General features: G+C 38.4%; 20 protein-coding genes, 1 tRNA gene and 1 pseudogene. 10 read left to right on the top strand and 12 right to left on the bottom strand.

The annotated features are described in order from the left end of the window. Positions 1 to 178 precede the first annotated feature (178 nt). Complete coding sequence (locus LQV35_RS08395) at positions 179 to 1021, top strand: alpha/beta fold hydrolase (RefSeq protein WP_230057433.1); 843 nt, start codon at positions 179 to 181, stop codon at positions 1019 to 1021. A gap of 150 nt (positions 1022 to 1171) precedes the next feature. On the opposite strand, the gene LQV35_RS08400 is transcribed toward LQV35_RS08395, so the two are convergent. The 9 genes and pseudogenes from LQV35_RS08400 to LQV35_RS08435 all read right to left on the bottom strand — a co-directional run bounded on the left by LQV35_RS08400 (position 1172) and on the right by LQV35_RS08435 (position 10109). Further along, positions 1172 to 1801 (bottom strand): NAD(P)H-dependent oxidoreductase, encoded by a 630-nt coding sequence (locus tag LQV35_RS08400; RefSeq protein WP_230057434.1) that lies wholly within the window; start codon positions 1799 to 1801, stop codon positions 1172 to 1174. 538 nt (positions 1802 to 2339) lie between these two features. Continuing rightward, positions 2340 to 2606 carry a heavy-metal-associated domain-containing protein gene (locus LQV35_RS08405; protein WP_230057435.1) on the bottom strand — a complete coding sequence of 89 codons (267 nt, stop codon included), beginning with the start codon at positions 2604 to 2606 and terminating at the stop codon, positions 2340 to 2342. Between the two features lie 55 nt (positions 2607 to 2661). Next, on the bottom strand, positions 2662 to 3351 hold the full coding sequence (locus LQV35_RS08410; protein ID WP_230057436.1) for an MOSC domain-containing protein: 690 nt from the start codon (positions 3349 to 3351) through the stop codon (positions 2662 to 2664). A gap of 39 nt (positions 3352 to 3390) precedes the next feature. Then, positions 3391 to 5193, bottom strand: a complete 1803-nt coding sequence (typA, locus tag LQV35_RS08415; protein WP_230057437.1) for a translational GTPase TypA — start codon at positions 5191 to 5193, stop codon at positions 3391 to 3393. A 177-nt stretch (positions 5194 to 5370) separates the two neighbouring features. Beyond that, the gene (fdh3B, locus tag LQV35_RS08420) at positions 5371 to 5931 is read right to left on the bottom strand and encodes a formate dehydrogenase FDH3 subunit beta (protein WP_230057438.1); all 561 of its coding nucleotides are present in this window, start codon (positions 5929 to 5931) and stop codon (positions 5371 to 5373) included. Further along, positions 5931 to 8666 (bottom strand): formate dehydrogenase subunit alpha, encoded by a 2736-nt coding sequence (locus LQV35_RS08425; RefSeq protein ID WP_418884446.1) that lies wholly within the window; start codon positions 8664 to 8666, stop codon positions 5931 to 5933. Before LQV35_RS08425 ends, fdh3B begins: the two co-directional genes overlap by 1 nt. 12 nt (positions 8667 to 8678) lie before the next feature. Further along, a pseudogene (locus LQV35_RS09180) lies at positions 8679 to 8891 on the bottom strand (twin-arginine translocation signal domain-containing protein); the annotation flags it as partial. A 37-nt stretch (positions 8892 to 8928) separates the two neighbouring features. Beyond that, a complete protein-coding gene (locus LQV35_RS08430) occupies positions 8929 to 9135 on the bottom strand; it encodes a Tat pathway signal protein (RefSeq protein WP_230057440.1) in 207 nt (68 codons plus the stop codon). Between the two features lie 260 nt (positions 9136 to 9395). After that, positions 9396 to 10109 carry a TorD/DmsD family molecular chaperone gene (locus LQV35_RS08435; protein ID WP_230057441.1) on the bottom strand — a complete coding sequence of 238 codons (714 nt, stop codon included), beginning with the start codon at positions 10107 to 10109 and terminating at the stop codon, positions 9396 to 9398. 309 nt (positions 10110 to 10418) lie between these two features. Between LQV35_RS08435 and LQV35_RS09115 the strand changes: the two genes are divergently transcribed. Beyond that, positions 10419 to 10940 carry a type II secretion system protein gene (locus LQV35_RS09115; protein WP_268250104.1) on the top strand — a complete coding sequence of 174 codons (522 nt, stop codon included), beginning with the start codon at positions 10419 to 10421 and terminating at the stop codon, positions 10938 to 10940. Positions 10941 to 10968: 28 nt separating this feature from the next. On the opposite strand, the gene LQV35_RS08445 is transcribed toward LQV35_RS09115, so the two are convergent. Together LQV35_RS08445 and LQV35_RS08450 are read right to left on the bottom strand one after the other, a co-directional pair. Then, the gene (locus LQV35_RS08445; protein ID WP_230057442.1) at positions 10969 to 13950 is read right to left on the bottom strand and encodes a molybdopterin-dependent oxidoreductase; all 2982 of its coding nucleotides are present in this window, start codon (positions 13948 to 13950) and stop codon (positions 10969 to 10971) included. Between the two features lie 10 nt (positions 13951 to 13960). Beyond that, positions 13961 to 14683 (bottom strand): 4Fe-4S dicluster domain-containing protein, encoded by a 723-nt coding sequence (locus tag LQV35_RS08450; RefSeq protein ID WP_230057443.1) that lies wholly within the window; start codon positions 14681 to 14683, stop codon positions 13961 to 13963. Between the two features lie 435 nt (positions 14684 to 15118). Between LQV35_RS08450 and LQV35_RS08455 the strand changes: the two genes are divergently transcribed. After that, positions 15119 to 16477, top strand: coding sequence for an ATP-binding protein (locus tag LQV35_RS08455; RefSeq protein WP_230057444.1), 1359 nt, complete (start codon positions 15119 to 15121; stop codon positions 16475 to 16477). Between the two features lie 675 nt (positions 16478 to 17152). On the opposite strand, the gene LQV35_RS08460 is transcribed toward LQV35_RS08455, so the two are convergent. After that, positions 17153 to 17228, bottom strand: a tRNA-Val gene (locus LQV35_RS08460). 303 nt (positions 17229 to 17531) lie between these two features. Between LQV35_RS08460 and LQV35_RS08465 the strand changes: the two genes are divergently transcribed. The 7 genes from LQV35_RS08465 to LQV35_RS08495 all read left to right on the top strand — a co-directional run bounded on the left by LQV35_RS08465 (position 17532) and on the right by LQV35_RS08495 (position 23595). Then, a complete protein-coding gene (locus LQV35_RS08465; protein ID WP_230057445.1) occupies positions 17532 to 19076 on the top strand; it encodes a flavocytochrome c in 1545 nt (514 codons plus the stop codon). A gap of 65 nt (positions 19077 to 19141) precedes the next feature. Continuing rightward, positions 19142 to 19573 carry a cytochrome c3 family protein gene (locus tag LQV35_RS08470; protein WP_230057446.1) on the top strand — a complete coding sequence of 144 codons (432 nt, stop codon included), beginning with the start codon at positions 19142 to 19144 and terminating at the stop codon, positions 19571 to 19573. Continuing rightward, on the top strand, positions 19570 to 20250 hold the full coding sequence (locus LQV35_RS08475; protein WP_230057467.1) for a cytochrome c3 family protein: 681 nt from the start codon (positions 19570 to 19572) through the stop codon (positions 20248 to 20250). The genes LQV35_RS08470 and LQV35_RS08475 overlap by 4 nt, the downstream gene beginning before the upstream one ends. A gap of 1 nt (position 20251) precedes the next feature. Then, positions 20252 to 20917 carry a response regulator transcription factor gene (locus LQV35_RS08480; protein ID WP_230057447.1) on the top strand — a complete coding sequence of 222 codons (666 nt, stop codon included), beginning with the start codon at positions 20252 to 20254 and terminating at the stop codon, positions 20915 to 20917. After that, positions 20917 to 21243 (top strand): hypothetical protein, encoded by a 327-nt coding sequence (locus LQV35_RS08485; protein ID WP_230057448.1) that lies wholly within the window; start codon positions 20917 to 20919, stop codon positions 21241 to 21243. The genes LQV35_RS08480 and LQV35_RS08485 overlap by 1 nt, the downstream gene beginning before the upstream one ends. A 68-nt stretch (positions 21244 to 21311) precedes the next feature. Beyond that, entirely contained in the window at positions 21312 to 21929 is a 618-nt protein-coding gene (thyX, locus tag LQV35_RS08490) for an FAD-dependent thymidylate synthase (RefSeq protein ID WP_230057449.1), read from the top strand. A gap of 250 nt (positions 21930 to 22179) precedes the next feature. After that, complete coding sequence (locus tag LQV35_RS08495; protein WP_230057450.1) at positions 22180 to 23595, top strand: alanine/glycine:cation symporter family protein; 1416 nt, start codon at positions 22180 to 22182, stop codon at positions 23593 to 23595. Positions 23596 to 23599: the final 4 nt, after the last annotated feature.

Here is a 23599-nt window from a genome sequence, read left to right on the forward strand (position 1 = left end):
TTATCAAAACTAAGACAAGCAAACTAATATAAATTCTGCTATACTCTTGCTAGGAGCATAATGATGAAAAGATTGTTTAGCTATAGCAAGAGTGTGGATTTTAAGTTGTATCAATAACTTTAAGCTTTATTTTCAAGATAGATGCTAAAATTTAAATAATAAAATCTAAAGGAAAACAATGAAAATTTTAGCCATTTTATCACTCTTTTTAAGCCTTGCTTTCTCAGCAGAGCTTCGCTACTTCATGCAAGACGAAAACTCACCAAAATTTAGCCAAAACTACGGCGACAATGGCGGTAAATTTGCCCTAAGCGATGGCGTAAAAATTTATTACGAAACATACGGCAAAGGCGATGTCATCGTGGTTTTGCACGGTGGCGGACTAGGCAGTATGCAAGAGATGGGCGGCTTTATAGACGAGCTTAGAAAAACGCACAAGGTTATCGCCATCTCAACCCGCGGACACGCTCGCTCAGACATTGGAGCTAAGCCATTTAGCCTAAAGCAAAGAGCCGATGATATAATGGCAGTTTTAAACGCCGAAAATGTGAGTGAGCCTGTTAGTTTGCTCGGATTTAGCGATGGTGGATACGCGGCATATAGCTTTGCCGTGCATTTTAAAGACTACGCCAAAAAGCTCGTTACCATCGGTGCTGGAGAGGTGCTTGCGACAAATAAACGCTTCGTTTTTAACCAAAACGAGTGGCAAAACTACGACGCAAAATTTATCGCTCAGCAAAAGTCGCTGATGTCTGAGCCACATCGCTACGATGAGTTTTTAAAAATGTATGAAGATATGTGGAATGGGCTTGTCATCAACAAGGAAATTTTTACTCGCATTCAAGCCAAAACGCTCATCATCAACGGGCAAAACGATCCAAACTCGCATCTTTTAACAGCGATAAACGCCTATCAGAGCATACCAAACGCGAGCATTGCCATCATCGTAGACACATCACACGCGTGTTTTTTGGAAAATTTTGACGCAGTTTGGGCGGTAGTGAAGCCATTTTTAAAATAAGTTAATTAAAAATTTGTTCTTGCGAAAGCAATATGATTAAGACTCAATAAACTAAATAAGTGTAAAACTGCGAAGATATTTTTGTATGTAAATATTTAGAAAAAGTCTCGGGCTAAATTTTGTAAAAACAAGGGGCACTTGCCCCAAAATTTAGTTTATCCACTTCACTACATCGCTAAGTTCGCGGCGATATTTTTGTGGCTGAGAGTTTAGTCTGTAGCCAAATGGTACGACGATGGCGACACGCTTATCACTTGGATTTAACCCCAAAAGCTCATTTAGCCCCGCTCTATCAAAGCCCTCGATCGGGCAGCTATCAATGCCTAAGCTAGCAGCTGCGTTCATCATATTTGTCGCAGCTATCATACACTGCTCATGCGACCACTGAAATATCAGCTCTTCATTATCTTTAAAATTTGAGCTTAAAAAACCCTGATAAAAAGCCACTCTGCCAGCTCTTTCTTCAGGCGTCTTATCAGGTCTGCGTGCTATCATATCGGCAACATAATGGCTATGTATTTTTATGTCAGAAATTTTAGCTAAAACTATAACTAGGTGCGAGCAAGATGTGATTTGTACTTGGTTCCACGATAGGGCACGGATCTTCTCGCGTAGCTCTTTGTTTTGCACGACTAAAAAGTCCCACTGCTCAAGCCCTGTAGAGCTAGGGCTTAGTCTGCCTGCCTCTAGGATGAAGTTAAACTCGCCTGCGCCTATCTTTTTGCTCTCATCAAAGACCTTGCATGCGTGGCGAAATTTTAAAATCTCTAAATAATTCATTTTTCTCTCCTTAAAATTTTACACATTATACTCATTATTTTTGTATAAGAGTTAAACTAGTCTAAAATTTTTACAAACTTTAAGTAATTTTTAAAATAAGGTAAATGCTTGTGCGTATACATACTTTAAAATCAAAAAAAGAAAATATAAAAATTTTTAGTCTTGGCTACTGGTATTTGCTCAAACACTGCGTTTAGTTATGGTGCCTTTATGGTGCTTAGGCAGATTACACTTTGCCTTTAAAATACTTAAGGCAATAAAAATAAAAAACCTTAAATCTATAACTGGTCTTTTTACTAAAAGGTAAAAAATCCAAGCATAGTAACTGATAGCCACTCAGAAGAGTTTGCAAAAATAGATTGAATTTACAGGCCAAATAAAAGTAGCAAATAGAGTTTAGCCATAAACTTAGTCAAGCCAACTATGCAAAATCAACAAAACTTAATATTCAAGATACAAAAATCACAGTCTTTATCTAGGCTACAAATTTAAAAGGCCAGCGATCTGCCGACCCATGCTAGCCATAGAATAAAATGACTTATTTTACCCCAACCTTAAATTTCTTCTCTTTTGAGCTTTTTATAGCTTTTATAACCTGCGATAGGCTCGTGTTTTTGTCGGTTGTGATATTTACATCTTTTGTCTGCAGGTCAAAACTCATCGACTTATACCCTGGCATATTGATAACAGCATTTTCTATCTGTTTTACGCAGTGCTCACAGCCCATATTTGGGATATTTAGCTGATGAGTTTGTTCAGCAAAAAGAAAGCTAGACATGATCGCTAAAAGTGCGATTTTTTTCATTTTTTCTCCTTTTACGCAACTTGGTTGCAATGATACACAAAAAGAGCTTACTAACTTATAAAACTTTCATAAAATCAGCATTATAGCTGCCATCAAGTTTTGTCTTCATCGCATCTATAAAAGATGGCGTAAGAGCAGTAAGTAGATTAAATTTATTTAATAGGTGTAAATTTTGATCAGTTTGATGAAATAGTCTGTTTATCTCAGCAATGCTCATCCCCACACTGTCTTTTTGCACTACTTTTACTTCATCTCCAGCTTTGCATGAGCCCTCGTTTAGCACTCTGTAATACCAACCGCTCAAGCCACTTTTAGCGATATAAGCTGTCATATCAGGGTTGCCCCAGCGTTTTGAAAGCTTTGAGCAGGGTTTTCGTGGCTGGCTAACTTGCAAAACAAGCGAGCCTATCTCGTGAATATCGCCTACGCAAACACTATCTTCACATAAACCATCAATGGTTAAATTTTCGCCCATAGCACCATAAGCTAAATTTTTAAGTCCTAAAAATTTCTCCCACTCGCTATAGTTTTGTAAAGAATTTGCAAATATCGCCTTTTCAGCACCACCGTGATGAAGGGTATCAGCCACACTATCTCCTACAAAACCAAGAGTGTTAGCAAAAATTTCACCCTCTTGCACGACTTTAAAAATGGCTGAAACCCACGGTTTATTTAGTGGGTTTTTGGAGTTTTTATCTCCGTAATTTTTTACCTCTCCAAGCAAAAGTGCTTTTAGTCTAGCCACACCAATCCTTTACACAAAAGCCTAAAATTAGATTTTAGACTATGCTTTTGACTTTCTTTTTCGCTCAGTTGGATCAAGATAACGCTTACGAACACGGATATTTATAGGAGTTACTTCAACAAGTTCATCATCTTCTATCCATTCTAAAGCACGCTCTAGACTTAATCTGCGTGGTGGAACGAGCTTGATCGCATCATCTGAACCGCTTGCACGGACATTGGTAAGGTTTTTGCCTTTTATAGGATTTACATCAAGATCATTTGGACGGCTATGCTCACCTATAATCATACCGATATAAACCTTTGCTTGCGGATCAAGGAAAAGAACTCCACGATCTTGAAGATTATAAAGAGAGTACGCTAGTGTAACTCCATTTTCCATTGAGACTAAAGCTCCATTCGTACGATGCTCAACAGTGCCTGAAAGTGGGCGGAATTCTAAAAAGCTATGATTCATAACGCCCTCGCCTTTTGTGTCGGTTAAAAACTGACTTCTAAAGCCGATAAGCCCGCGTGCTGGAATTTCAAACTCAATACGAGTCTGACCATCGCCAGTAGGACTCATCGAGGTCATCTCTGCCTTTCTTTTTCCAAGTTTTTCTATAACAGTTCCAGTGCAATCATCTGGCGCATCGATAACAAGATGTTCGTATGGCTCGCATTTTACGCTATCTATCTCTTTTACTATAACCTCTGGACGACCAAGCAAGAACTCATAGCCCTCGCGACGCATATTTTCAGCTAGTATCGTTATCTGAAGCTCGCCACGACCACTTACTTTAAATTTACCCTCTCCAACATTTTCATACTTCATAGCAATATTTGTCTTCATCTCGTTTTGCAAGCGCTCATCAATCTTATTTGATGTAACATGCTTACCTTCTGTGCCTGCTAGCGGACCGTCATTTACAGCAAAAACTACGCTTAGAGTTGGCTCTTCGATATGAAGCGGATCAAGTGGCATAGGATTTGCCGGATCAACTACGCTATCGCCAACATCAAGAGCTTCAAAGCCAGCTATAGCCACGATATCGCCAGTGCTAGCTTCATTTATATCAGCTCTTTCAAGTCCCATAAATCCGATAAGCTTTGAAATTCTACCCGTTGTTTTAGAGCCATCAGCCTTTGCAAGCATAACATTTTGATTTTTAGCAACTTTACCGTTAAAAATTCTAGCTATGCCTATCTTTCCAACATAGTTATCATAATCAAGTGTGAAAACTTGAAGCTGAAGTGGATTTGTATCACTTCCGCTTGGAGCTGGAACATTAGCCAAAATAGTCTCAAAAAGTGGCTCCATATTGACATTTTCATCATCTAAATTTAACTTTGCATAGCCGTTTTTAGCAGCCGCATAAACTACTGGAAACTCAAGTTGTTCATCGTTTGCGTCAAGTGCCACAAAAAGGTCAAAAATTTCATTTATAACACGCTCAGGATCGCCAGCTGGTTTATCGATCTTATTTACTACCACTATCGGACGAAGACCTAGGCTAAGAGCCTTTTTTACCACAAATTTTGTTTGAGGCATAACGCCCTCTTGTGCATCAACCAAAAGCAAAACGCCATCGACCATCTTAAGCACACGCTCAACCTCGCCACCAAAATCGGCGTGTCCTGGGGTGTCAATGATATTAATCTTTGTATCTTTATAGCGGATAGCTGTATTTTTTGATAGTATCGTGATACCACGCTCACGCTCAATGTCGTTACTATCCATGACACGCTCGCCAACACTTTGATGTTCGTTAAAAGTACCAGATTGTTTTAAAAGCTCATCTACCATTGTTGTTTTACCGTGGTCGACGTGTGCGATGACGGCGATATTTCGTATATTTTCCAAAATTTTATCCTTGAATTTATTAAGAGGTAGATTATAGCGAAAAAAGCTAAAATTTTTATTTAAATTTTTTCTTAGTGAAAAATTTTTAATCAAAATGCTTGTTATAATGAGAATTTAAAGTATTGAAAATTTAAAAAATGGGTGTAAATTTTAAAGAATTTACACCCCCTAAAATAACTACAGTTTTGTTACCGCATTTCTCGTCATAACGCGTTTGCGATAGACATTTGCTACCTCAGTAGCATCTCCAACAAGAAGTGCGTTTGTAGAACAAATAGCCGCGCACATTGGCACTTTGCCCTCTGCGATACGGTTTTGTCCATATAAATGAAGCTCTTCGTTTGAGAAAGTTTCTTCTGGACCACCTGCACACATCGTGCATTTATCCATTTCGCCTTTTATGCCAAATGCCCCATCTCTTGGGAACTGCGGTGCACCAAAAGGACAAGCATAAAGGCAGTATCCACAGCCAATACACTTTTTCTTATCATGAAGCACGATACCATCGGCGCGGATATAAAAGCAATCCACTGGGCAAACTTGCTCACAAGGTGCGTCGGTGCAGTGCTGACAAGCTATGGTTGTTGAAATTTCTTTACCATGAACGCCGTCATTTAGAGTAATGACCTTGCGGCGGTAAATTCCCACTGGAACTTCGTGAGCGCCAGAGCAAGCAACTTGACAACCAAAGCAACTGATACATCTGTCATTATCAACATAAAATTTCATCCGTGCCATTATGCAAGCTCCTTACTTCCTAAAATTTCATCAAAGAACTGAGTTTTAAAGCCCATATCATCAGCTTTTTCTAAGCGGCAAAGACCGGCATTGTATTCTGAAATTTGCGTCACAGGGTCAAAGCCGTAGTTTGTGATAGTGTTTGAACTTTCGCCTATCGTATAAGGCTTTGTGCCCTCTGGATAGCGTGATGAAAGATCCACACCTTGCATGATACCCGCAAAGTTATACGGCAAGCAGATACGATCTGGTGTAACCGTTTGGTTGTGATAGCACTTTACTTTTATCTTTGTGCCTTGTGGGCTGTGTATCCACATCATCTCTTTATCGCCGATACCGTATTTCATCGCTAGTTCTGGATGAACATAGGCAAACATCTCAGGCGTGATAGCTGCTAGATACTTACTCGTTCGCTCAAGCATACCAGCACCACTTAAATTTACAAGACGAAGTGAGCTCATGATAGTTGGGAAGTCTTTGCTCCAGTCTTGCTTTTGCTGTTCGCTCTTAAATTTGCTCTCAACACGGAAATTTCTAGCCTGATCATCGATAGCTGGATACTTTTGAACTAGATCCCAGCGTGGTGAGTGAAGTGGCTCTCTGTGCTTTGGAATTTGATCGATAAATTCCCAAACAGACGCTCTTGCTCTTGCGTTACCAAATGGCGCAACACCCGCTTCACGGCATTTTTTATTGATAATACCGCTATAATCCATCATCCAGTTATCGCCCATCTGTGCTTTTTCATCTTCAGTTAGCGTGATACCAAGCACCTCTTCGATATTTGCTTTTGTGATTTGAGGATAGCCGCCTTTTACCTTTGCACCTTTTAGCTGGATACTCTCATCAGCTATCTGGCTAACACCATTGTGTTCAAGTCCAAAGCGATTTCTAAAGCCACAACCACCCTCGGTATAAGGCTTGCTTAAATCATAAAGTATCGGGGTGCCAGGGTGCTGTTTATCCCAGCAAGGCCACGGAAGGCTGTAATATTCGCCCTTAACATCGCCACCGATACCAATAAGCGTATCAGGGTCAAAATTTGCCCAGTTTTCTTGGTGCCTTCTTAAGCGCTCTGGCTGCCAGCCTTGCAGTCCGATAGACTGGCCCATACGAGCTAGCTCACGAGTCGCATCATCTGGCCATACAAATTTATCTTTGACAACTTTTAGCGTGTCATCCATTAGCAATGACTTTGTATATTCCTCATAAAAGCCCCATTTTTTAGCAAATTCAAACATAACTTCATGGTCTGGCTTGCTTTCAAAAAGCGGATCAACAACCTTTGTTCTCCACTGAGCCGCGCGGTTTGTAGCCACTACGATACCCTCGTTTTCAAACTGCGTTGCCACGGGTAGTATGTATGTATTTTCTTTTCTATCTGCAAGGATAGCTATCTCATTTACAAATGGCTCAGCCACAACAAGCAAGTCAAGTTTTGCTACCGCTTCTTGAATTTTTGTTAGGTGCGCCATAGAAGTTATACCAGTTCCTTGAACCCAAACAGCTCTTAAATCGCCACTTGAAAAAGTTTTTTCCTCTTTTAGCACGCCTTGCCACCATTTTGACAAGCTCCAGCCCTTTTCGTTTCTCCAGTTTCTATCCTCTGGATTTTGTGGATCATGATAAAAATACTCTGTAAATTTTGTCCCTTTAACTGGCTCACTGCCCTGCTTTGGCTCTTTTGTTGATACTGCAAAGCGTTTGACAAACTCATCAAAATCCTGTCCCCAGCCCTTACAAAAGTGCTTCCAAGCCGCATCGCCAAGACCGTAGTAAGTCGGCAAACTATCAGCAAGGTTGCCCATATCAGTAGCACCCTGAACATTGTCGTGACCGCGGATGATTTGACAGCCGCCACCTGATTTGCCTGCATTACCAAGAACAAGCTGGATAATAGGGAAAATTCTCGTATTTGAACTGCCTATTGAGTGCTGTGTAAGACCCAAAGACCATGCGATAGCTGCTGGCTTTGTTGTCGCAAAAAGTCTAGTTATTTGTATCAGCTGATCTGCTGGCACACCTGTGACATTTTCGACCTCTTCTGGCGTCCATTTTTCAGCCTCTTGGCGAATTTCATCTATGCCATAAGTGCGGTCTTTGATAAATTCTTTATCTTCCCAGCCATTTTTAAATATAAGATGAAGCATACCATAAGCAAACGCTATATCTGTGCCCGGTCTAACGCGCACGAAGTGATCAGCCTTTGCCGCTGTTTTTGTAAAGATAGGATCAACAACGATAAGCTTTGCGTTGCTTCTATCTTTTGCTTGTAAAAAGTGTTTCATACCACCAACTGGATTTGCAACTGCTGAGTTTGCACCTACAACCATGATGGCTTTTGAATTTGCCGCTATATCTCCAAAGTGGTTTGTCATCGCGCCATAACCCCAAGTATTCGCCGCTCCGGCGACTGATGCGCTATGTCAAATACGGGCAACGTGGTCTATATTATTCGTGCCCCAAAATGCTGCAAATTTTCTAAAATACCATGCTTGCTCATCGCTAAATTTGGCCGATCCTAAAAACTCAACGCAATCAGGACCATGCTTTGCACGAAGCTCAAGCATCTTATCGCCGATCTCATTTACCGCTGTCTCCCAGCTAATGCGTTGCCATTTACCATTTACGATTTTCATCGGGTATTTGATACGCTGTTTTGACTTGGTTAGATCGATCTGATCGATACCCTTACAGCAGTGACTTCCCTGAGATATAGGGTGATCTACCGCCATATCTTGGCGTATCCACACGCCGTCTTTTACCTCCGCTTCGATACCACAACCCGCTGAGCAGATCGAACATATCGTGCGAACCTTTTTTGAGCCTTCAAATGGGGCTTTTAATTCCGCATTTGTGGCTTTTCTGATGGTGTCGTTTGAGCCAAACGCCATGGTGCTACCAGCTCCAACGGCGGCAAGCTTGAGAAACGAACGCCTTCCCACTCTTACATCACTCATGATTTTCTCCTGTAAGCGATTTAGCCACTACAAATGCCTAGTAGGCGACTTTGTAGAATTTTTCCCAGGCTAGGCTCTTATGATAGAGCACCTCTTTTTTGTTTGATGTTCCGACTACAACGCCATTTCCATCAGCCGTTAGCTCCTCGCTAGTGACTTTTGCAGCCAAAGGTGTGGCTACTACGCCAGCTACGGCGCCAACTTTGAGGGATTTTTTGAGAAATTCTCGTCTGTCTTGTTTCATCCCAACAACCTTTCTTGTAGAATAATATGAAATTTTTGCATATTTCTTATCAAATCAGCGCAAGTATGATAAGCATCGCTGAAATTTCAAATTAACAAAAAGCCCTAAAATAGGCAACTTACCTAGCATCTTGATATGCTATCTTAACAATATGCAAATTTAGCATAATATTTAGAAAAGTAAATTAATATTGAATAATTAAAATTTTATTTTAAAAAGTATTTAAGGCTAATCATCAAAATCAGCCTTAAAATGAGAATTTATAACGCGGTAAATTCATCCCAATTCATCTTACTTTTAACAGTAGGCATCTTGGTTTGATAAGGCTTTCGCTCCATTGCAACTTCTGCAACACTTTTTTCGTTTGTATTTTTTTCAGGAGCCTGCACTGCAAGTATCGAACGCTCAAGCGATATGAAACTTTGTAATATAATCGCAAATGACTCAAAAAATTTCGCACACTTATGCGTTTTTAGCATGTAAGCAAACTCGTCTGCAAAGCCATTTATAAGCCTTTCAAAAAGCTCGCTACTTAGATCAAGCTCATTGCTTGGCTCGCACTCATCGGCTAAAAATGTAGACATCAAAAGAAATATAAAACCAACAAAATCCTCGCTATTTAGGCAGTTGCTAGTATCTCTTCGATAAGGGCTCTTTTTTAAAATTTCAATCACCCTAAGCCTTGCAGCGCCCTCATCACGCCCCTCTTCATAAAAACTCGCAGTTAGCGGGACATTTATATAACTTAGATCAAACAAAACCGAGTTTTGCTCATCAGCAAAAGTGGTAAAGTCAAATTTTTTTAACGCCTCAAATGCGTGCTGGCTTGCTTCATTTAGTGGGTTTTGTGAGAGCTGTTCAAGCTGTGTTTGCCAAATTTTAAACCGCTCATCATTTTCATAAAAAAATAGCGGTGTAGCAAAAAATTCGTAATAATACGACCTAGCTTTTAAAATTTCTACATTTTTATTCATAAATTTGCCTCTTCAAATAAGTTTTTATGCAAAAATAGCATATTTTATCTTATATAAATCATAAAATAAAATTTTAATCCTAAAGTGCTATATTTTTTCTTAATTACACAGGTATCAAGTCTGATTTTTATATATTTTTTTAAAAACAAACTTTACTAGTGTATTTAATTTGTAAAAAATTTTTATCTCACTAAAATCACATGAAAATAACATAGCTGTCATTTTTTATTCAAACTTTAAGAATATCTTTGATAAAATCACTGGCTTTTTTCATAAGTGTATGTAATTATATTAAAAAGGAAGACAGACATGAGACGCGGTTTTACGATGATAGAGCTTATATTTGTCATCGTTATACTTGGAATTTTAGCAGCTGTTGCGATACCAAGACTAACAATAACAAGAGATGATGCAGAGGTAGCAAAAGCAGCAACTAATCTTTCTACTTTGGTTGCAGATATTAGTGCGTACTATACATCACAAGGAACATTTGCACCGACATTTAAAGAGATGACAAATGTCCAAGTTGCTAACGAGGCAACAAGCGCCTTAAGAAGTGCAACATCTTTAGAGACAAAGACAGCAACTTTAAAAACAGCAGACAAAGAGTGTATTAAAATTTTTCTTAGTGGCGCAGTAGCTGGCGGTCAGCCTGCCACTCTTTTAATACAGCCAGGCTTAAACGCAAGTGAGCCGATATGCTCTAAAATTTTAGAAATGGGAACTGTAAAAGCTTTCACGCAGGCAAATTTTAAGTACACTCCAGCAGGTCAAACAGCGCCACAAGAGGTTAATGGTATAGCCATAAGTGGTATCGGAGTGAAGTATTAAGGGCTAGCAAGGTTGCGAGCCCTTTGTTTTAAGCTTTAGAAATTTTTGCTGGCAATGCCTGTCTAGCACAGGTGCCAACCAGCCAGTCATTTAGACTAAATTTTCCATTTCGCTTCGGGTCTATTAGACCAAGTTTGTTGTGATTGACACCGTTCTCTGCGCCTGCCACACGAAACACCTCAACTCCATCTATATAATGAGCTCTTGCACCAAACTCATCATGACCAAAACCGTGCTCAATGCTTATGTTACCACTCATTATGGCGTCTGTTACAAAAGCGATACCAGTTTGCTCGTTTTGCGGAGTTGTGACTTTAACTTTATCGCCAGTTTTTATGCCATTTTGTTTAGCAACATCAAGGGCGATTCTGATAAAATTTTGAGGATGTATAGCCTTTAGTTTTGGGCTAACTATACTATAATAATGTTGCAAATTTGATTTTCTTGTACTTAGAGCATATCTCCACTCGCTCTTTTTATAGAAATTTTCAAGTGGTGTAGAGTCGCTAGCTACTGGCAACATTAGCGTTGGCGTCCCTGGCATAAACTCGCCCGTAATACTATGCCTATGACCTCCAAGTGGCTCATAATAAATCGCAGCAGGCGTCGGTGCTGGCACAGGTTTTGCCATCTTATCGCCATTATAGGCGCTAGCATAAGTATCAAACCTACCTCCCTTTGCAAGTATATGCGCTACTTTTGGCTTCTCATCATCCTTTAGATATGGGTTTAAAATTTTCATGACTCGGTCTATCTTGCTGATACTCGCATCATCTTTGCTAATATCAGAAACTGGCTCGCCATCAAAAGCTATATTTGCCAAAGCTGCTGCATAATACTGCTCTTTAGTATGAAGCGGCATTGACTTTCCATCTTTATCCTTAAAGGCATTTTCGCCAAAACCCTTTAGCCCCATCTTTTTTGCTATGGCTATATAAAAGCTCTCCACATCGATACTTTCGCCAGTTTTGCTCTTGTCTTGTTTTGGTGTTACAGCTGGATAGCGCACGGTAGATGTTTTGGCTATCGTACCCCACAAATCTTGTGGCAGTCCCCAGTTTTCAAGATTAACCCCATCTGGCACTAAATAATCAGCATACGCATTAGTTTCACTCATAAATGCATCTATGCCAATAAATAACGGTAAATTTTTACTATCTTTTAAAGCCTGCAAAACAGCCGTCTCAAGCCCTGCTTGACCGTAAAGAACATTAGTCATATAGTTAATGAAAACTTTAACCTTATAAGGATAGCCAGCCGCATGGCTAGTTAGAGTTTCGTTTATCAAAGGCATTGATATAGGATACCAAGGCTGAGTCGCTGGATAGCCACTACCCGTAGCCTCTAGCTTTCGTTTATACTCTGAGCTTGTCTCATAATATTTACCAGAACGAGATAAATTTAAGCCACCAACCTTTGCCATGCCTTCAAATTTTTCTAGATCATATCTGCCGTTTGAAACCTTATGTGTTCCAGCACTTGCTAGCGCAGTCCCACCTTTAAAGCCGTAATTTCCCATAAGTGTATTTAGGCTAAGTATCGCAAATGTCGAGATCGCAGCTTGTGTATGCATCATGCCACCATGAACATTAGTAGCTACCTTTCGTCCATTTTTTGTAAAATTTTCACAAAGCCAGATAAAGTCATCTTTTTTAACACCGCAAATTTTTAGATACTCATCTATACTGTGCTTAAACGCCTCTTCTTTTAAAAGTTGCATTGATGTTTTAACGGCAACCTCTTGATTATTTATTGAAATTTTTCCATCAAAAAACAATTTGGCTGGCTCATTAACTTTATAACTTTGCATCTTTGAACTTTGGCTAATAACCTGCCACTCTTCATTTATGAGCGCAAATTTTCTGTAGTTAGGGTGGGATTTATCAGTGATAACCAAATGGGTTGCGTTAGACCAATGTATCTCTCCTGCTAATTTCGCTTGGTCTAAATTTGGCTGGATAAGATAGTTTGTGGCATATTTTTTATTTTCTATGATCCATCTTATCATAGCCATAGCTAAGGCTGTATCTGTGCCTGGCTTTATCGGTATCCAGCGAGCATTTTTGGAAGCAAATTTTACTGCATTTGTAGCACTTGGATCTACAACAGCGTAAGCAAAATCAGAGTTATCTGCTCTGTTAGTCGCTACCATCTTTGCTTGTTTTTGAAATGGATTACCTCCATTTGCAGGAGCCGTTCCCCAGAATATGCTAAATTTAGAGTGCTCGTAGTCTGGCTTGGTATGCATAAACCCTTTAGCATTATGAGCTATCTTACCCCCGGCTCTAAATCCACCACCACAAATTCCGCCGTGCGAGTAGTGATTGATCGTTCCAAAAGACTTTTTGATAAATCTATCAACTATATCAGATCGCCCATCATAAAGATAAAAACTTAAAAGTTGGTTTCGTTTTGTGCCGTACTCTGGGTTTTGAGGATCTATAAGCTCGTCAGAATTTAGCGCCTTTAAGCCATCTACATGCCCCTCTCCAAACAAATCTCCTCCATTTACAACCTCATCTATAAGTTGCTCAAAGCTTATCTTTTGCCACTTACCCTCGCCTCTTTTGCCAACTCTTTTTAAAGGGCTTAAAATTCGCACCGGACTATCTATCATTTGTGGCAACGCAGCTCCCCTTGCGCAGACAGTCGAGCGTGTCTCATCAGCCCCAAGCTTAGTTGTAGCTAAGAGCGCCTCGTTAATAGGGGTGTCAAAGTCTATCCATTGCGTAGTTGTAAGCGGATGATATGGGTTTCCAACACAGCGTAAAATTTTGCCATTTTTATCATCAACATGCAGTCTAAGACCGCATTTTGTCGTACATCCATGACACATCGAAAAGACAACAGAGTGCCCATCTTGCATAACCACCTTGCCATCAACAACACTAAACTCAGGCGCTTTATCACCACTTTGTGGGATATGATCATCTTTTTTCTCATTTGCATTTAAAGAAAATGGCAACGCTGAAACTGCTGCCATACTGGCTAAAAATTTTCGTCTTTGCATATTTTTTCCTTTACCAGCTTATTACTTTTTTATAGCCATTTTTGGCAGCCTTAGCTTCATTATTCATAGCTAAAATTTCACTTACACCATAGTAAAATACTTGTGGATGGGTATTTTTAGGACTATCAAGAACCATTGTTTTGTGTGTGGCTAAAAATTTTCTAATCGTTGAGTTCTCATCGTTTAGATCGCCTATTATGCGGCTACCACCAACACAAGTTTCCACGCAACTTGGCAACAGCCCAGCACGAAGCCTATGATCGCAAAATGTGCACTTATCTACTTTTAAAATTTCCTCATTTAAAAACCTAGCACCATACGGGCAAGCATCCACACACTGCATACAGCCGATACATTCAGCAGTATTTATCTTTACTATACCGTTGTTTTGCTGACAGCTTGAACCAGTCGGACAAACATCGATACAGGCTGGCTTCTCACAGTGATTACAAAGACGAGGCAAGGATGCTATAAAGCCTCTTTTTTTATCTTTAGTCGCCGCCTCATACTCGCTTACTATAGTGCGAAAACCGCCAGCTGGCGTGTCGTTTTCCATTGAGCAATTTAGCGTACAGCTTTGACAGCCCACACATCTAGTAAGATCTATAACCATAGCGTAGCGCTCACCTTTGGTTTTAGCAAATTTACTAGGAGCTGCTTTTAGGGCAGTAGCAGCTACAAATGTCCCAGCCATCGCTAAAAATGAGCGACGCGAACTACAGGTTGAGTTCATTTTTTCTCCTTTTAAAATTTGATATTTACTTTCATTTTTTAAATCAATTCTTATATATAAAAACTAATATAAAAATTTTATTTTACAAAATTATATGAAATTTATCGTAAAATCAATGTAAATTTTTTCAAAGACCCCTAAATATCGACATTAAAGATAAAAAATAGAACCATTTTTTGTAATAAAAAAGTAAAAATTTGTAATAAAGCAAGAAATTTGCATATAGCATGCGACCAAAATAAACCTGAATTGTAAAGCTAATATATCTAAAAATACGAATATTAAAGAGAGAATTTTAAGAGCTAGCTAATTAATTAAGCTTAAGCTAATAAAACCATTTTTTATACATTTTAATTATAGAAAATTTTTACTAAAGCTTTAATTTATATATTTTTGATATTATTATAATTCAAAAACTATAAAAAAAGATAAAAGATGTTTACCAATAGATATAGTGAATTAAAACTCTTAAACGATGAATATGTAAGTAACAATTTTGCCTTTACCATCTTATATGGTAGGAGACGTGTAGGCAAAACTACACTTATAAAAGAATTTATCAAAGACAAGCCTGCGATTTATTTTTTGGCAACGCTTGAAAATTTTAGTGTTGTGTTAAAAAGATTCCAGCTCTTAGTAGCAGAGTTTTTAAACGACAATTTTTTAAAAGAACTGCAACTTCGAGACTTTAAGCAGCTTTTTGAATATATAGGACAAAAAAATTTTTCACAAAAATTAGTCATTATCATTGATGAATTTCAATACCTTGGCAAGCTTGATGAGAGTATTGCGTCACAGTTTCAACTCATTGTCGATGAAATTTTAAAAAATAAGAACATTCATTTGATCCTTTGTGGCTCGATAATTTCAATGATGTATGAGCAAACACTCTCGTATTCTTCACCACTTTATGGTAGACGTACGAGTCAAATCAAGCTTGAGGCGATAAATTTTGAGTATTTAAAAGAATTTTTTCCAAGCAAAAGCCAAAATGAACTTATAGAGCTTTACGCAGTGCTTTATGGCGTGCCGAAATATCTTGAAATGTTTAGCGATAGTGGTGAAATTTTAAACAGTATCGAAGCAAATATACTAAATCCAAACTCATACCTTTACAACGAACCACAATTTATCTTGCAAAATGAGGTCAATGAGCCAGTGACCTATTTTTCTATACTTGAGGCGATTGCAAATGGTGAGCATAAACTTGGCAGCATAGCAAGTCGGCTTGGTAAAAATGTGCAAAATATCACATCTTTTATTGCAAAACTAACCGAACTAGACATTATTTATAAAGAGGTTCCGATTCTAGAAGATAATCCAGCTAAGAGCAAAAAAGGGCTTTATTTTATAAAAGATAACTTTTTTCGATTTTGGTTTTGTTATGTCCTGCCTTATAAAAGCCAGTTAGAATTAGGAAACACTAATTATGTAAGAAAAAAAATAGCTGAGAATTTTAACGGCTTTATATCGCCTGTGTATGAACAGCTTTGCATTGAGTATCTGCTAAAAAACTATGAACTTCTAAAATGTGGCAGACACTGGGATAAGGATCTTGAGATCGATGCTATAGGCATTAGCAAAGACTATATCATACTTGCTGAGTGCAAATACTCAAACAAAAAGGTAGGTGTTGATATTTTAGAGCAACTAAAGCAAAAAGCATCTAGGCTAAATAGCAATCTAGCAGTAAAACACTATATATTATTCAGCAAATGTGGTTTTACTGATGAGCTTAAGAAAATTAAGAGCGATGAAGTGGTTTTGGTAGAGAATATACAGTTTAAAATTTAGACAATAAATTCTTATGCCCTGGCAACTTCAAAGGATAAATTGCTATGTTTCAAGAAGTTATGCAGGGCAAAAACAAGCTCTTTAGGCTCACACGAAAGGCTAAAGTCTATTTTATTTTTAAATTTAAAATGCTAAAATTTTCTATCACACCAAAAAAAGGGGCAAAAATGCAAATCATAAGCTCATTATTTAGAATTATAGGATGTCTTTTTTGCCTATTTGTTTGTGCTATTGATTTATTTGTTATGGCTGTGATATACATCGTTATCTTCGGTACTTTTGGCATTTTTACCTATGCTTTAATCACTAGCTTTTTTTCTGCCTCATAAAACTCTTATATGCCAATCGTTTTTTATACAACTAATAAAGTAGGCACTCATAAACAACCAGCCCTTTAATATATTACCAAATATCTGCTCGCATCTTTTGCCACATACTAAAGCGATATATAATCTTGAGAGCAAACTACATATCTACACAAATTTCAATATTATTTAACAAATAATATTACAGTAGTTTGTGTGATAACAGCTATTTAAAAATTGCTCCAAAAGCACTTGGAACATAAAGACTTTTTAGCTATATTTTTTAAGAAAAATCTTTTTAATGGCTGTATCATAAAATGTGATTATATTGAGTGATTAATGGCTTAAGAATAGTGAAAAATAAATAATATGGTGGCCCCGAATGGACTTGAACCATCGACCACCACCATGTCAAGGTGGTGCTCTACCAACTGAGCTACGGGACCAAATAAAAGAATTGAAATAATACATAAATTTTCTTTGCAAGTAGCTTAAAAATTTTGAAAATTTATAAAATTTTACACCTATAATAATATGTTACCTAACATCATTATAAAATCATTTTTTTATAGTATGAAAATAATAAAAATTAAATTTTTTTATCATATTTTATATGTAAATTTTATGTTTATCCCTAAATTTAGGGATTTTATCAAAAAAATGTTAAAAAAATATTTTCTTTATTTCTCATTCTTTTCTCACAAAAAATTTTATATAATGCCACTAACAACTTTTTTAAAGGAGACAGAATGAAAAATTTGTCAAGACGCGAAATGCTCAAAATGAGTATGGTTGGTGCTAGTGCTTTAGCTTTATCAGCTGTAAATGCAAATGCTTCAGCGGTTGATGCAAAGGGTGTGAAATTCGACGAAGAGTGGGATGTCATCGTCATTGGCTCTGGTTTTGCAGGACTTGCAGCAGCTCTAACATCGGCTAAAAAAGGCAACAAGGTTTTAATCCTTGAAAAGATGGGTCGTATCGGTGGCAACTCTGTTATAAACGGTGGCGGTATGAGCGTTTGCGCTAACCCAGTGCAAGCAAAAACAGGCATTAAAGATAGCAAAGAGCTTTTCATCGCTGATTGTATGAAGGCTGGTCTTGGCATAAACCACCCAGAGCTACTAAATGCTATTGCTGATCGCGGTATCGACGCGCTAAATTTCTTAATCGAAAACGGCGTTCAGTTTAAAGAGCACTGCGCGCACTTTGGCGGCCACACCGTAGCTCGCTCAATGCTAACTACAAACGACTCTGGCTCTGGCTACATCCAGCCAATGTTAGAAAAATTTGAAGCATTAAAAGATAGCGGTTGCGAGCTTAGAAGAAGAGCAAAATTTGATGATTTTGTGATGGAGGGCGACAGGGTTGTGGGCGTAGTCATACGCGAAGAGTATAAATTTGACTCAAAGCTTTACAGCGATGACCTTGAAAACACAAGCGGTACCAAAAAGACGCTAAAAGCTAAAAAAGGCGTCGTGCTAGCAAGCGGTGGCTTTAGCAACGATAAGGCGTTTAGAAAGCTACAAGATCCTAGAATTCCAGATGATGTCGATGCGACAAACCACGCTGGCGCAACAGCTGGCGCGCTTTTAAAAGCGTTTGAGATAGGTGCGTATCCTGTTCAGATAGACTGGATCCAGTTTGGTCCTTGGGCTAGCCCAGACGAGAAGGGCTTTGGTACAGGTCCTATCCTAACTCAACAAGGCACATTTAAGTATGGTATCGCGGTCGATGTTCGTAACGGCAAGCGCTTTATGAACGAGCTAGCTGATAGAAAGACGCGCGCGGACGCTGAGTTTAAAATTTTACGCGAAGCACCGGGCAAGTATCCTATAACATTTGCTGATACAAAGATGGCGTTTAAAGATCTTAGCGAAGATGTTATCCAAAAAGGTCTTGCAAGTGGTAAGCTAGTAGGCGAGTGTGCAAATCTCGATGAGATCGCGTCAAAATACGGCGTACCAGCTGACGCGCTAAAAGAGACTGTTAAAAAATACAACGAAGGCGTAAGAGCGAAAAAAGATGAGTTTGGCAAGCAAGAAAGCGCGCTAAGCGAGATAAATGAGGCTGGACCATTCTATGTTATCCGCCTATCTCCAAAGCCTCACCACACAATGGGTGGCTTAAAGATAAATGAAAAAGCAGAGGTCATCTCAGCTAAAACTAACAAAGCTATCCCGGGACTTTACGCGGCTGGCGAAGTCACAGGCGGAACACACGGTGCAAGCCGTTTAGGAACGGTTGCGATTACTGATTGTATCGTATTCGGCATGATAGCAGGCGAGAATATCTAATTTACACTGCAAGAGCATTTTGCTCTTGCACTTACAAACAATATATTCAAATTTAAGGGCAAACAATGAAAAAGCTAAAACTAACAGCTATACTTATGTGCTTTTTCTCTATATATTTATTTGCTGCTGCTGATATAAATACTACTACTGTTAAGACAATAGTAATATCCGATGAACTTAGGCAAAAGCATAAGATAAAACCACACCATGAGCATTTGGCATTTGATTGTATAGATTGTCACGAAGGACAAGGTGATGATCCTAGTAAGTTTAAAGCCATAGGAGATAAAGGCTGTCTAAGCTGTCATAAATCAAAGGCATTTATGGCACAAAGATTAAAATTTATGGATACACTAAAAGCAAATCCACACAACTCAGTACATGATGGTCCTACACTATATTGTGATGAGTGTCACTTTGAACATAAACAATCAACCAATATGTGTACAGAGTGTCATGAACATGAGGTTCCACAATGGATGGGGGTAACACCATGAAAATTTCTAAAAAGGTATTGGCTGCTATTATATTAGTAAGTGGCATTATAGGATTTTTAGTTGTGCTTCCTGTTCACTATGCACTAGAAGAGACAAGTGGAGATAAGTTTTGCGTAGTATGTCATGAGATGGATCCTATGGTTATGAGCTATCAACATGATGTTCATAGTGGTAAGGGAGCTACTGGCACAAAGGCAAAGTGTGTTGATTGTCATATACCACATGATAATCTTGCAAAGTATGTCTTAACAAAGGCAAAAAATGGTATAGTTGAAGGATATGTTCACTTCTTTGGTGATCCTGATAGTATAGACTGGCATAAAAATCGTAAGAATAGAGAGAGTTATGTATTTGATAATGGTTGTATGAGCTGTCATACAGATATACTTACAACAACAGCTTCATCACAACAAGCTAAAAAGATGCATGCTCACTATACAAAGCTATTAAACACTGATAAAGAGATAAAGTGTGTAAGCTGTCATACAACAACAGGACATGGTGGCCAGATGAGAAACTATCTTGAATACTATAAACCAACTCTAAAAATCTATGAGAATAAGATGCTAGGTGAAAGGATAAAGGCTAAGCAGGAATTCTTTGGTAAAGATTATGAGCTTAGTAAGGAGGAGAGGGAGTATTTGGAAAAAAACACAAACAAAAAGTCTGGACACTAAGATGAAGCGTATCTTGCTATTTAGCGATGACTTTGAGCTAGCAGTAAGTCTAAAAACTATACTTTATCGCTTTAACTTTCGCATAGTTGAGTTTCAAAATGAGCGCGAGATTATAGCTGATTTTGACGCTGGTAGCAGATACGACCTTTATGTTTTTGAACTAAAGTCAAAAAACATAAACCTAAATTTAGTAAAATTCATACGCGATAATGAAAATTTTACCCCTATCATGCTTATCCTAGATGAGCGGCGCCCAGAGGTTTTTAAGAAAATTTATTACGCTAGGGTTGATGGTTTTATAGTTAAGCCATTCTTGCCTGATGAGATCATTTTTCATTTTTTCAAACTAACAAAATCTCTTTTAGGAACTCGTTTTGAGTTTGAAAATGGTCTAGTTTTTGACAGAAGTACACTTTTAATCACATACGATCAAGAAAAAATTTACCTTGGTAAAAAAGAGGCGATGCTACTTGAGTCACTAGGCAAAAACTCTCCGCATGTTGTTACTTTTAGCGAGCTTGAGTACTTTATCTATCACGGCGAAAATATCTCACAAGACCGCTTGCGTTCGCTTGTAAGAGAGCTTCGCGCCAAACTGCCAATAGACATCATAAAAACTGTACGCGGGGTTGGATACCGCATAGATTATATAGTTAGGGATAGATGATGAAATTTCTTTTTTCTCTATTTTTTATCACGCTTAGCCTTTTTGCAGGCGATTTTGAGTTTATAAGAGCCGAGCAGTTTGACCATACAAATGGCGTCCGCTCTTATGCATTTGTAGTAACAGATAAAAACTTACAAACCAAAACTATAGCAGACTTACTAAATTTAGACTCTAGTTTTCTTGTAGTAGCAAAAATTCGAGTCCTAAATGGTAATAAAAGCTACTATTTGCATGCTTATAAAAATGGTGAAAAAGCACTCGAGATAGACCTCTCACGAAGCGGGGCATGGGAAATTTTAGAAGCATTTAAGCGCTCATCTTTATAATTTTGCAAGTTTTTATCACTTACAAAGCCTTTAAAGGCTAAAATAAAGCAAAAACTAAAAGGCTAAAAATGAATATAACTCTACTAAATTTCACTCCGCTAAATGTTTGCTCGCACGCGATACGCACATGCTGGCAAAGCTTTGAACGAGGGGATAATGGCGGCGAGAAAGACCTTGAGCTGATTGACCGTGTTGGCAACAAAAATAAGCATGCAAGTACACTTGAGCATCTTTATTACAACTTCTATATTCAAGGAATTTCACGCGCCCTACTTCAAGAGCTAGCACGCCACCGTATCGCGAGTCTAAGCGTAAAATCAACTCGCTACACATTAAAAGAGTTAAAAAATGAAGCTGAGTTTAAATATGGTGAGTTTGATAGAGCCAGTTCTTATATAGTGCTAACAGGAAACGAAATGGTTGATAATGCAAGCATTACAGCACTTGAAAATTTACGCAAAATTCTAAGCACCACAACAACCAGCCTTGACATCGTTAAATACTGCCTGCCTGAGTGCTACAAAACAGAGCTTACATGGAGCGTGAATGCTAGAAGCCTGCAAAACTTTCTTTCACTTCGCTCTAGCAAGTCAGCCCTTTGGGAGATACGAAACCTAGCAAACGCCGTTTATGACGCACTTCCAGCTGAACATAAATTTATATTTAAAGAGTGTATACAGGGATAGTTTTAGCGGATTGTCAAAGATGGCTAAATCCGCTATTTTAAGACTTCACTTAAGTGTAAATTTTATGCCATTTTAAAGTGGGTATTTTTAAAATCAAGCAAATTTATAAATTTTTAATATTTTCAAGATGCGTAAAAAAGGTGTATTTTAAAGCGATACGACATAAAATTTATAAAAATTTATTAGTTTTTATGCAAAATTAAACTTTGCAAAGTATAATAAAATCTTAAACTTTCAATTAGGATCTTGTATGGAAAAATTCACAGAGCTTGTGAGGCTACTAAATTCGTTTATTTGGGGACCTTATTTTCTTATCGCCCTACTTTGCGGAACTGGGCTTTACTTCACTATAAAACTAAAATTTGTTCAGATTTTTAAGTTTAAGATGGGGCTTCGTAGGCTTTTTGGAAATTTCTCACTTCACGGCGAAAAGGCTGGCGAACACGGCATGAGTTCGTTTCAAGCTGTGGCAACCGCGATAGCAGCTCAAGTTGGGACGGGAAATTTAGTTGGAGCTAGCACGGCCTTGGTTATGGGTGGACCTGGAGCTATATTTTGGATGTGGATAGCGGCATTTTTTGGTATGGCAACAAATTTTGCCGAAATTTGCCTAGCTCAAATTTATAAGACAAAAGATGATAGCAATCACATCATAGGCGGCCCAGCCTTTTATATCTCAAAAGGCATAGGTGGCAAGGTAGGCAAAATTTTAGCCATATTTTTTGCCTGTGCTATCATCGCAGCTCTTGGCTGTATGGGGAATATGGTTCAAGCAAATTCCATCTCAGACGGCTTTTCTTCAGCATTTAACATACCAAAATGGGTAACTGGTGCCATACTAGCGCTTATTTGTGCTGTTGTATTTATAGGTGGGATAAAGTCTATCGCTCGTATAGCAGAAAAGATAGTCCCTACTATGGCGATCCTTTATGTGATAATAGGCTTTATAATTATATGTTATAACTTGGAACAAATTCCAGCGATATTTTCACTCATTATCGAAGCAGCCTTTAACCCAGCCGCAGCATGGGGAGGCGCTACTGGCGCTACAATGGCAGCGGCAATACGCTACGGCATAGCTAGAGGTCTTTTTTCAAATGAAGCTGGTATGGGCTCAACCCCACACGCACATGCAGCCGCAAAGGTAAAGCACCCAGTCGATCAAGCTGTACTTGGGATAATGAGCGTTTTTGTGGATACTTTTATTGTTTTAAATATCACTGTTTTAGTCATTCTAAGCTCTGGTGTGGTCGCTTTTAAAGAGGTTTCGGCTGGAAAATTTGAGCCAGTTTTTAAAGGCATACAGCTCGTACAAGAGGCGTTTTCTACCCATATATTAGGTAGTTTTGGCTACTCATTTGTGGCAGTTTGTCTTTTCTTTTTTGCATTTACAACCATTGTCGGGTGGTATTATTTTGCTGAAGTAAATATCCGCTATTTATTTGGGAAAAAGGGGATAAAATTCTTACAAATTTTAGTAGTTGTATTTGTATTTTTGGGTAGTCTTTCAAAGATAGATCTCGTTTGGGAGTTAGCTGATCTTTTTAATGGATTAATGGTCTTACCAAATCTTATCGCGATACTCATACTAAGTCCAGTTGTAGTAAAGCTACTTAGAGATCATAATGATGGCAAAAAGTACGACCAGCGCGACTATGTAAAGTGATTTG

The organism is Campylobacter suis (assembly GCF_905120475.1).
Classification (GTDB): domain Bacteria; phylum Campylobacterota; class Campylobacteria; order Campylobacterales; family Campylobacteraceae; genus Campylobacter_A; species Campylobacter_A suis.

Excerpts from the sequence above, each read along its gene's own strand:
- LQV35_RS08395 (WP_230057433.1), top strand. The coding sequence starts at position 179 with ATGAAAATTTTAGCCATTTTATCACTCTTTTTAAGCCTTGCTTTCTCA.
- LQV35_RS08400 (WP_230057434.1), bottom strand. The coding sequence starts at position 1,801 with ATGAATTATTTAGAGATTTTAAAATTTCGCCACGCATGCAAGGTCTTT.
- LQV35_RS08405 (WP_230057435.1), bottom strand. The coding sequence starts at position 2,606 with ATGAAAAAAATCGCACTTTTAGCGATCATGTCTAGCTTTCTTTTTGCT.
- fdh3B (WP_230057438.1), bottom strand. The coding sequence starts at position 5,931 with ATGGCACGGATGAAATTTTATGTTGATAATGACAGATGTATCAGTTGC.
- LQV35_RS08430 (WP_230057440.1), bottom strand. The coding sequence starts at position 9,135 with ATGAAACAAGACAGACGAGAATTTCTCAAAAAATCCCTCAAAGTTGGC.
- LQV35_RS08435 (WP_230057441.1), bottom strand. The coding sequence starts at position 10,109 with ATGAATAAAAATGTAGAAATTTTAAAAGCTAGGTCGTATTATTACGAA.
- LQV35_RS09115 (WP_268250104.1), top strand. The coding sequence starts at position 10,419 with ATGAGACGCGGTTTTACGATGATAGAGCTTATATTTGTCATCGTTATA.
- LQV35_RS08445 (WP_230057442.1), bottom strand. The coding sequence starts at position 13,950 with ATGCAAAGACGAAAATTTTTAGCCAGTATGGCAGCAGTTTCAGCGTTG.
- LQV35_RS08450 (WP_230057443.1), bottom strand. The coding sequence starts at position 14,683 with ATGAACTCAACCTGTAGTTCGCGTCGCTCATTTTTAGCGATGGCTGGG.
- LQV35_RS08455 (WP_230057444.1), top strand. The coding sequence starts at position 15,119 with ATGTTTACCAATAGATATAGTGAATTAAAACTCTTAAACGATGAATAT.
- LQV35_RS08465 (WP_230057445.1), top strand. The coding sequence starts at position 17,532 with ATGAAAAATTTGTCAAGACGCGAAATGCTCAAAATGAGTATGGTTGGT.
- LQV35_RS08470 (WP_230057446.1), top strand. The coding sequence starts at position 19,142 with ATGAAAAAGCTAAAACTAACAGCTATACTTATGTGCTTTTTCTCTATA.
- LQV35_RS08475 (WP_230057467.1), top strand. The coding sequence starts at position 19,570 with ATGAAAATTTCTAAAAAGGTATTGGCTGCTATTATATTAGTAAGTGGC.
- LQV35_RS08480 (WP_230057447.1), top strand. The coding sequence starts at position 20,252 with ATGAAGCGTATCTTGCTATTTAGCGATGACTTTGAGCTAGCAGTAAGT.
- LQV35_RS08485 (WP_230057448.1), top strand. The coding sequence starts at position 20,917 with ATGAAATTTCTTTTTTCTCTATTTTTTATCACGCTTAGCCTTTTTGCA.
- thyX (WP_230057449.1), top strand. The coding sequence starts at position 21,312 with ATGAATATAACTCTACTAAATTTCACTCCGCTAAATGTTTGCTCGCAC.
- LQV35_RS08495 (WP_230057450.1), top strand. The coding sequence starts at position 22,180 with ATGGAAAAATTCACAGAGCTTGTGAGGCTACTAAATTCGTTTATTTGG.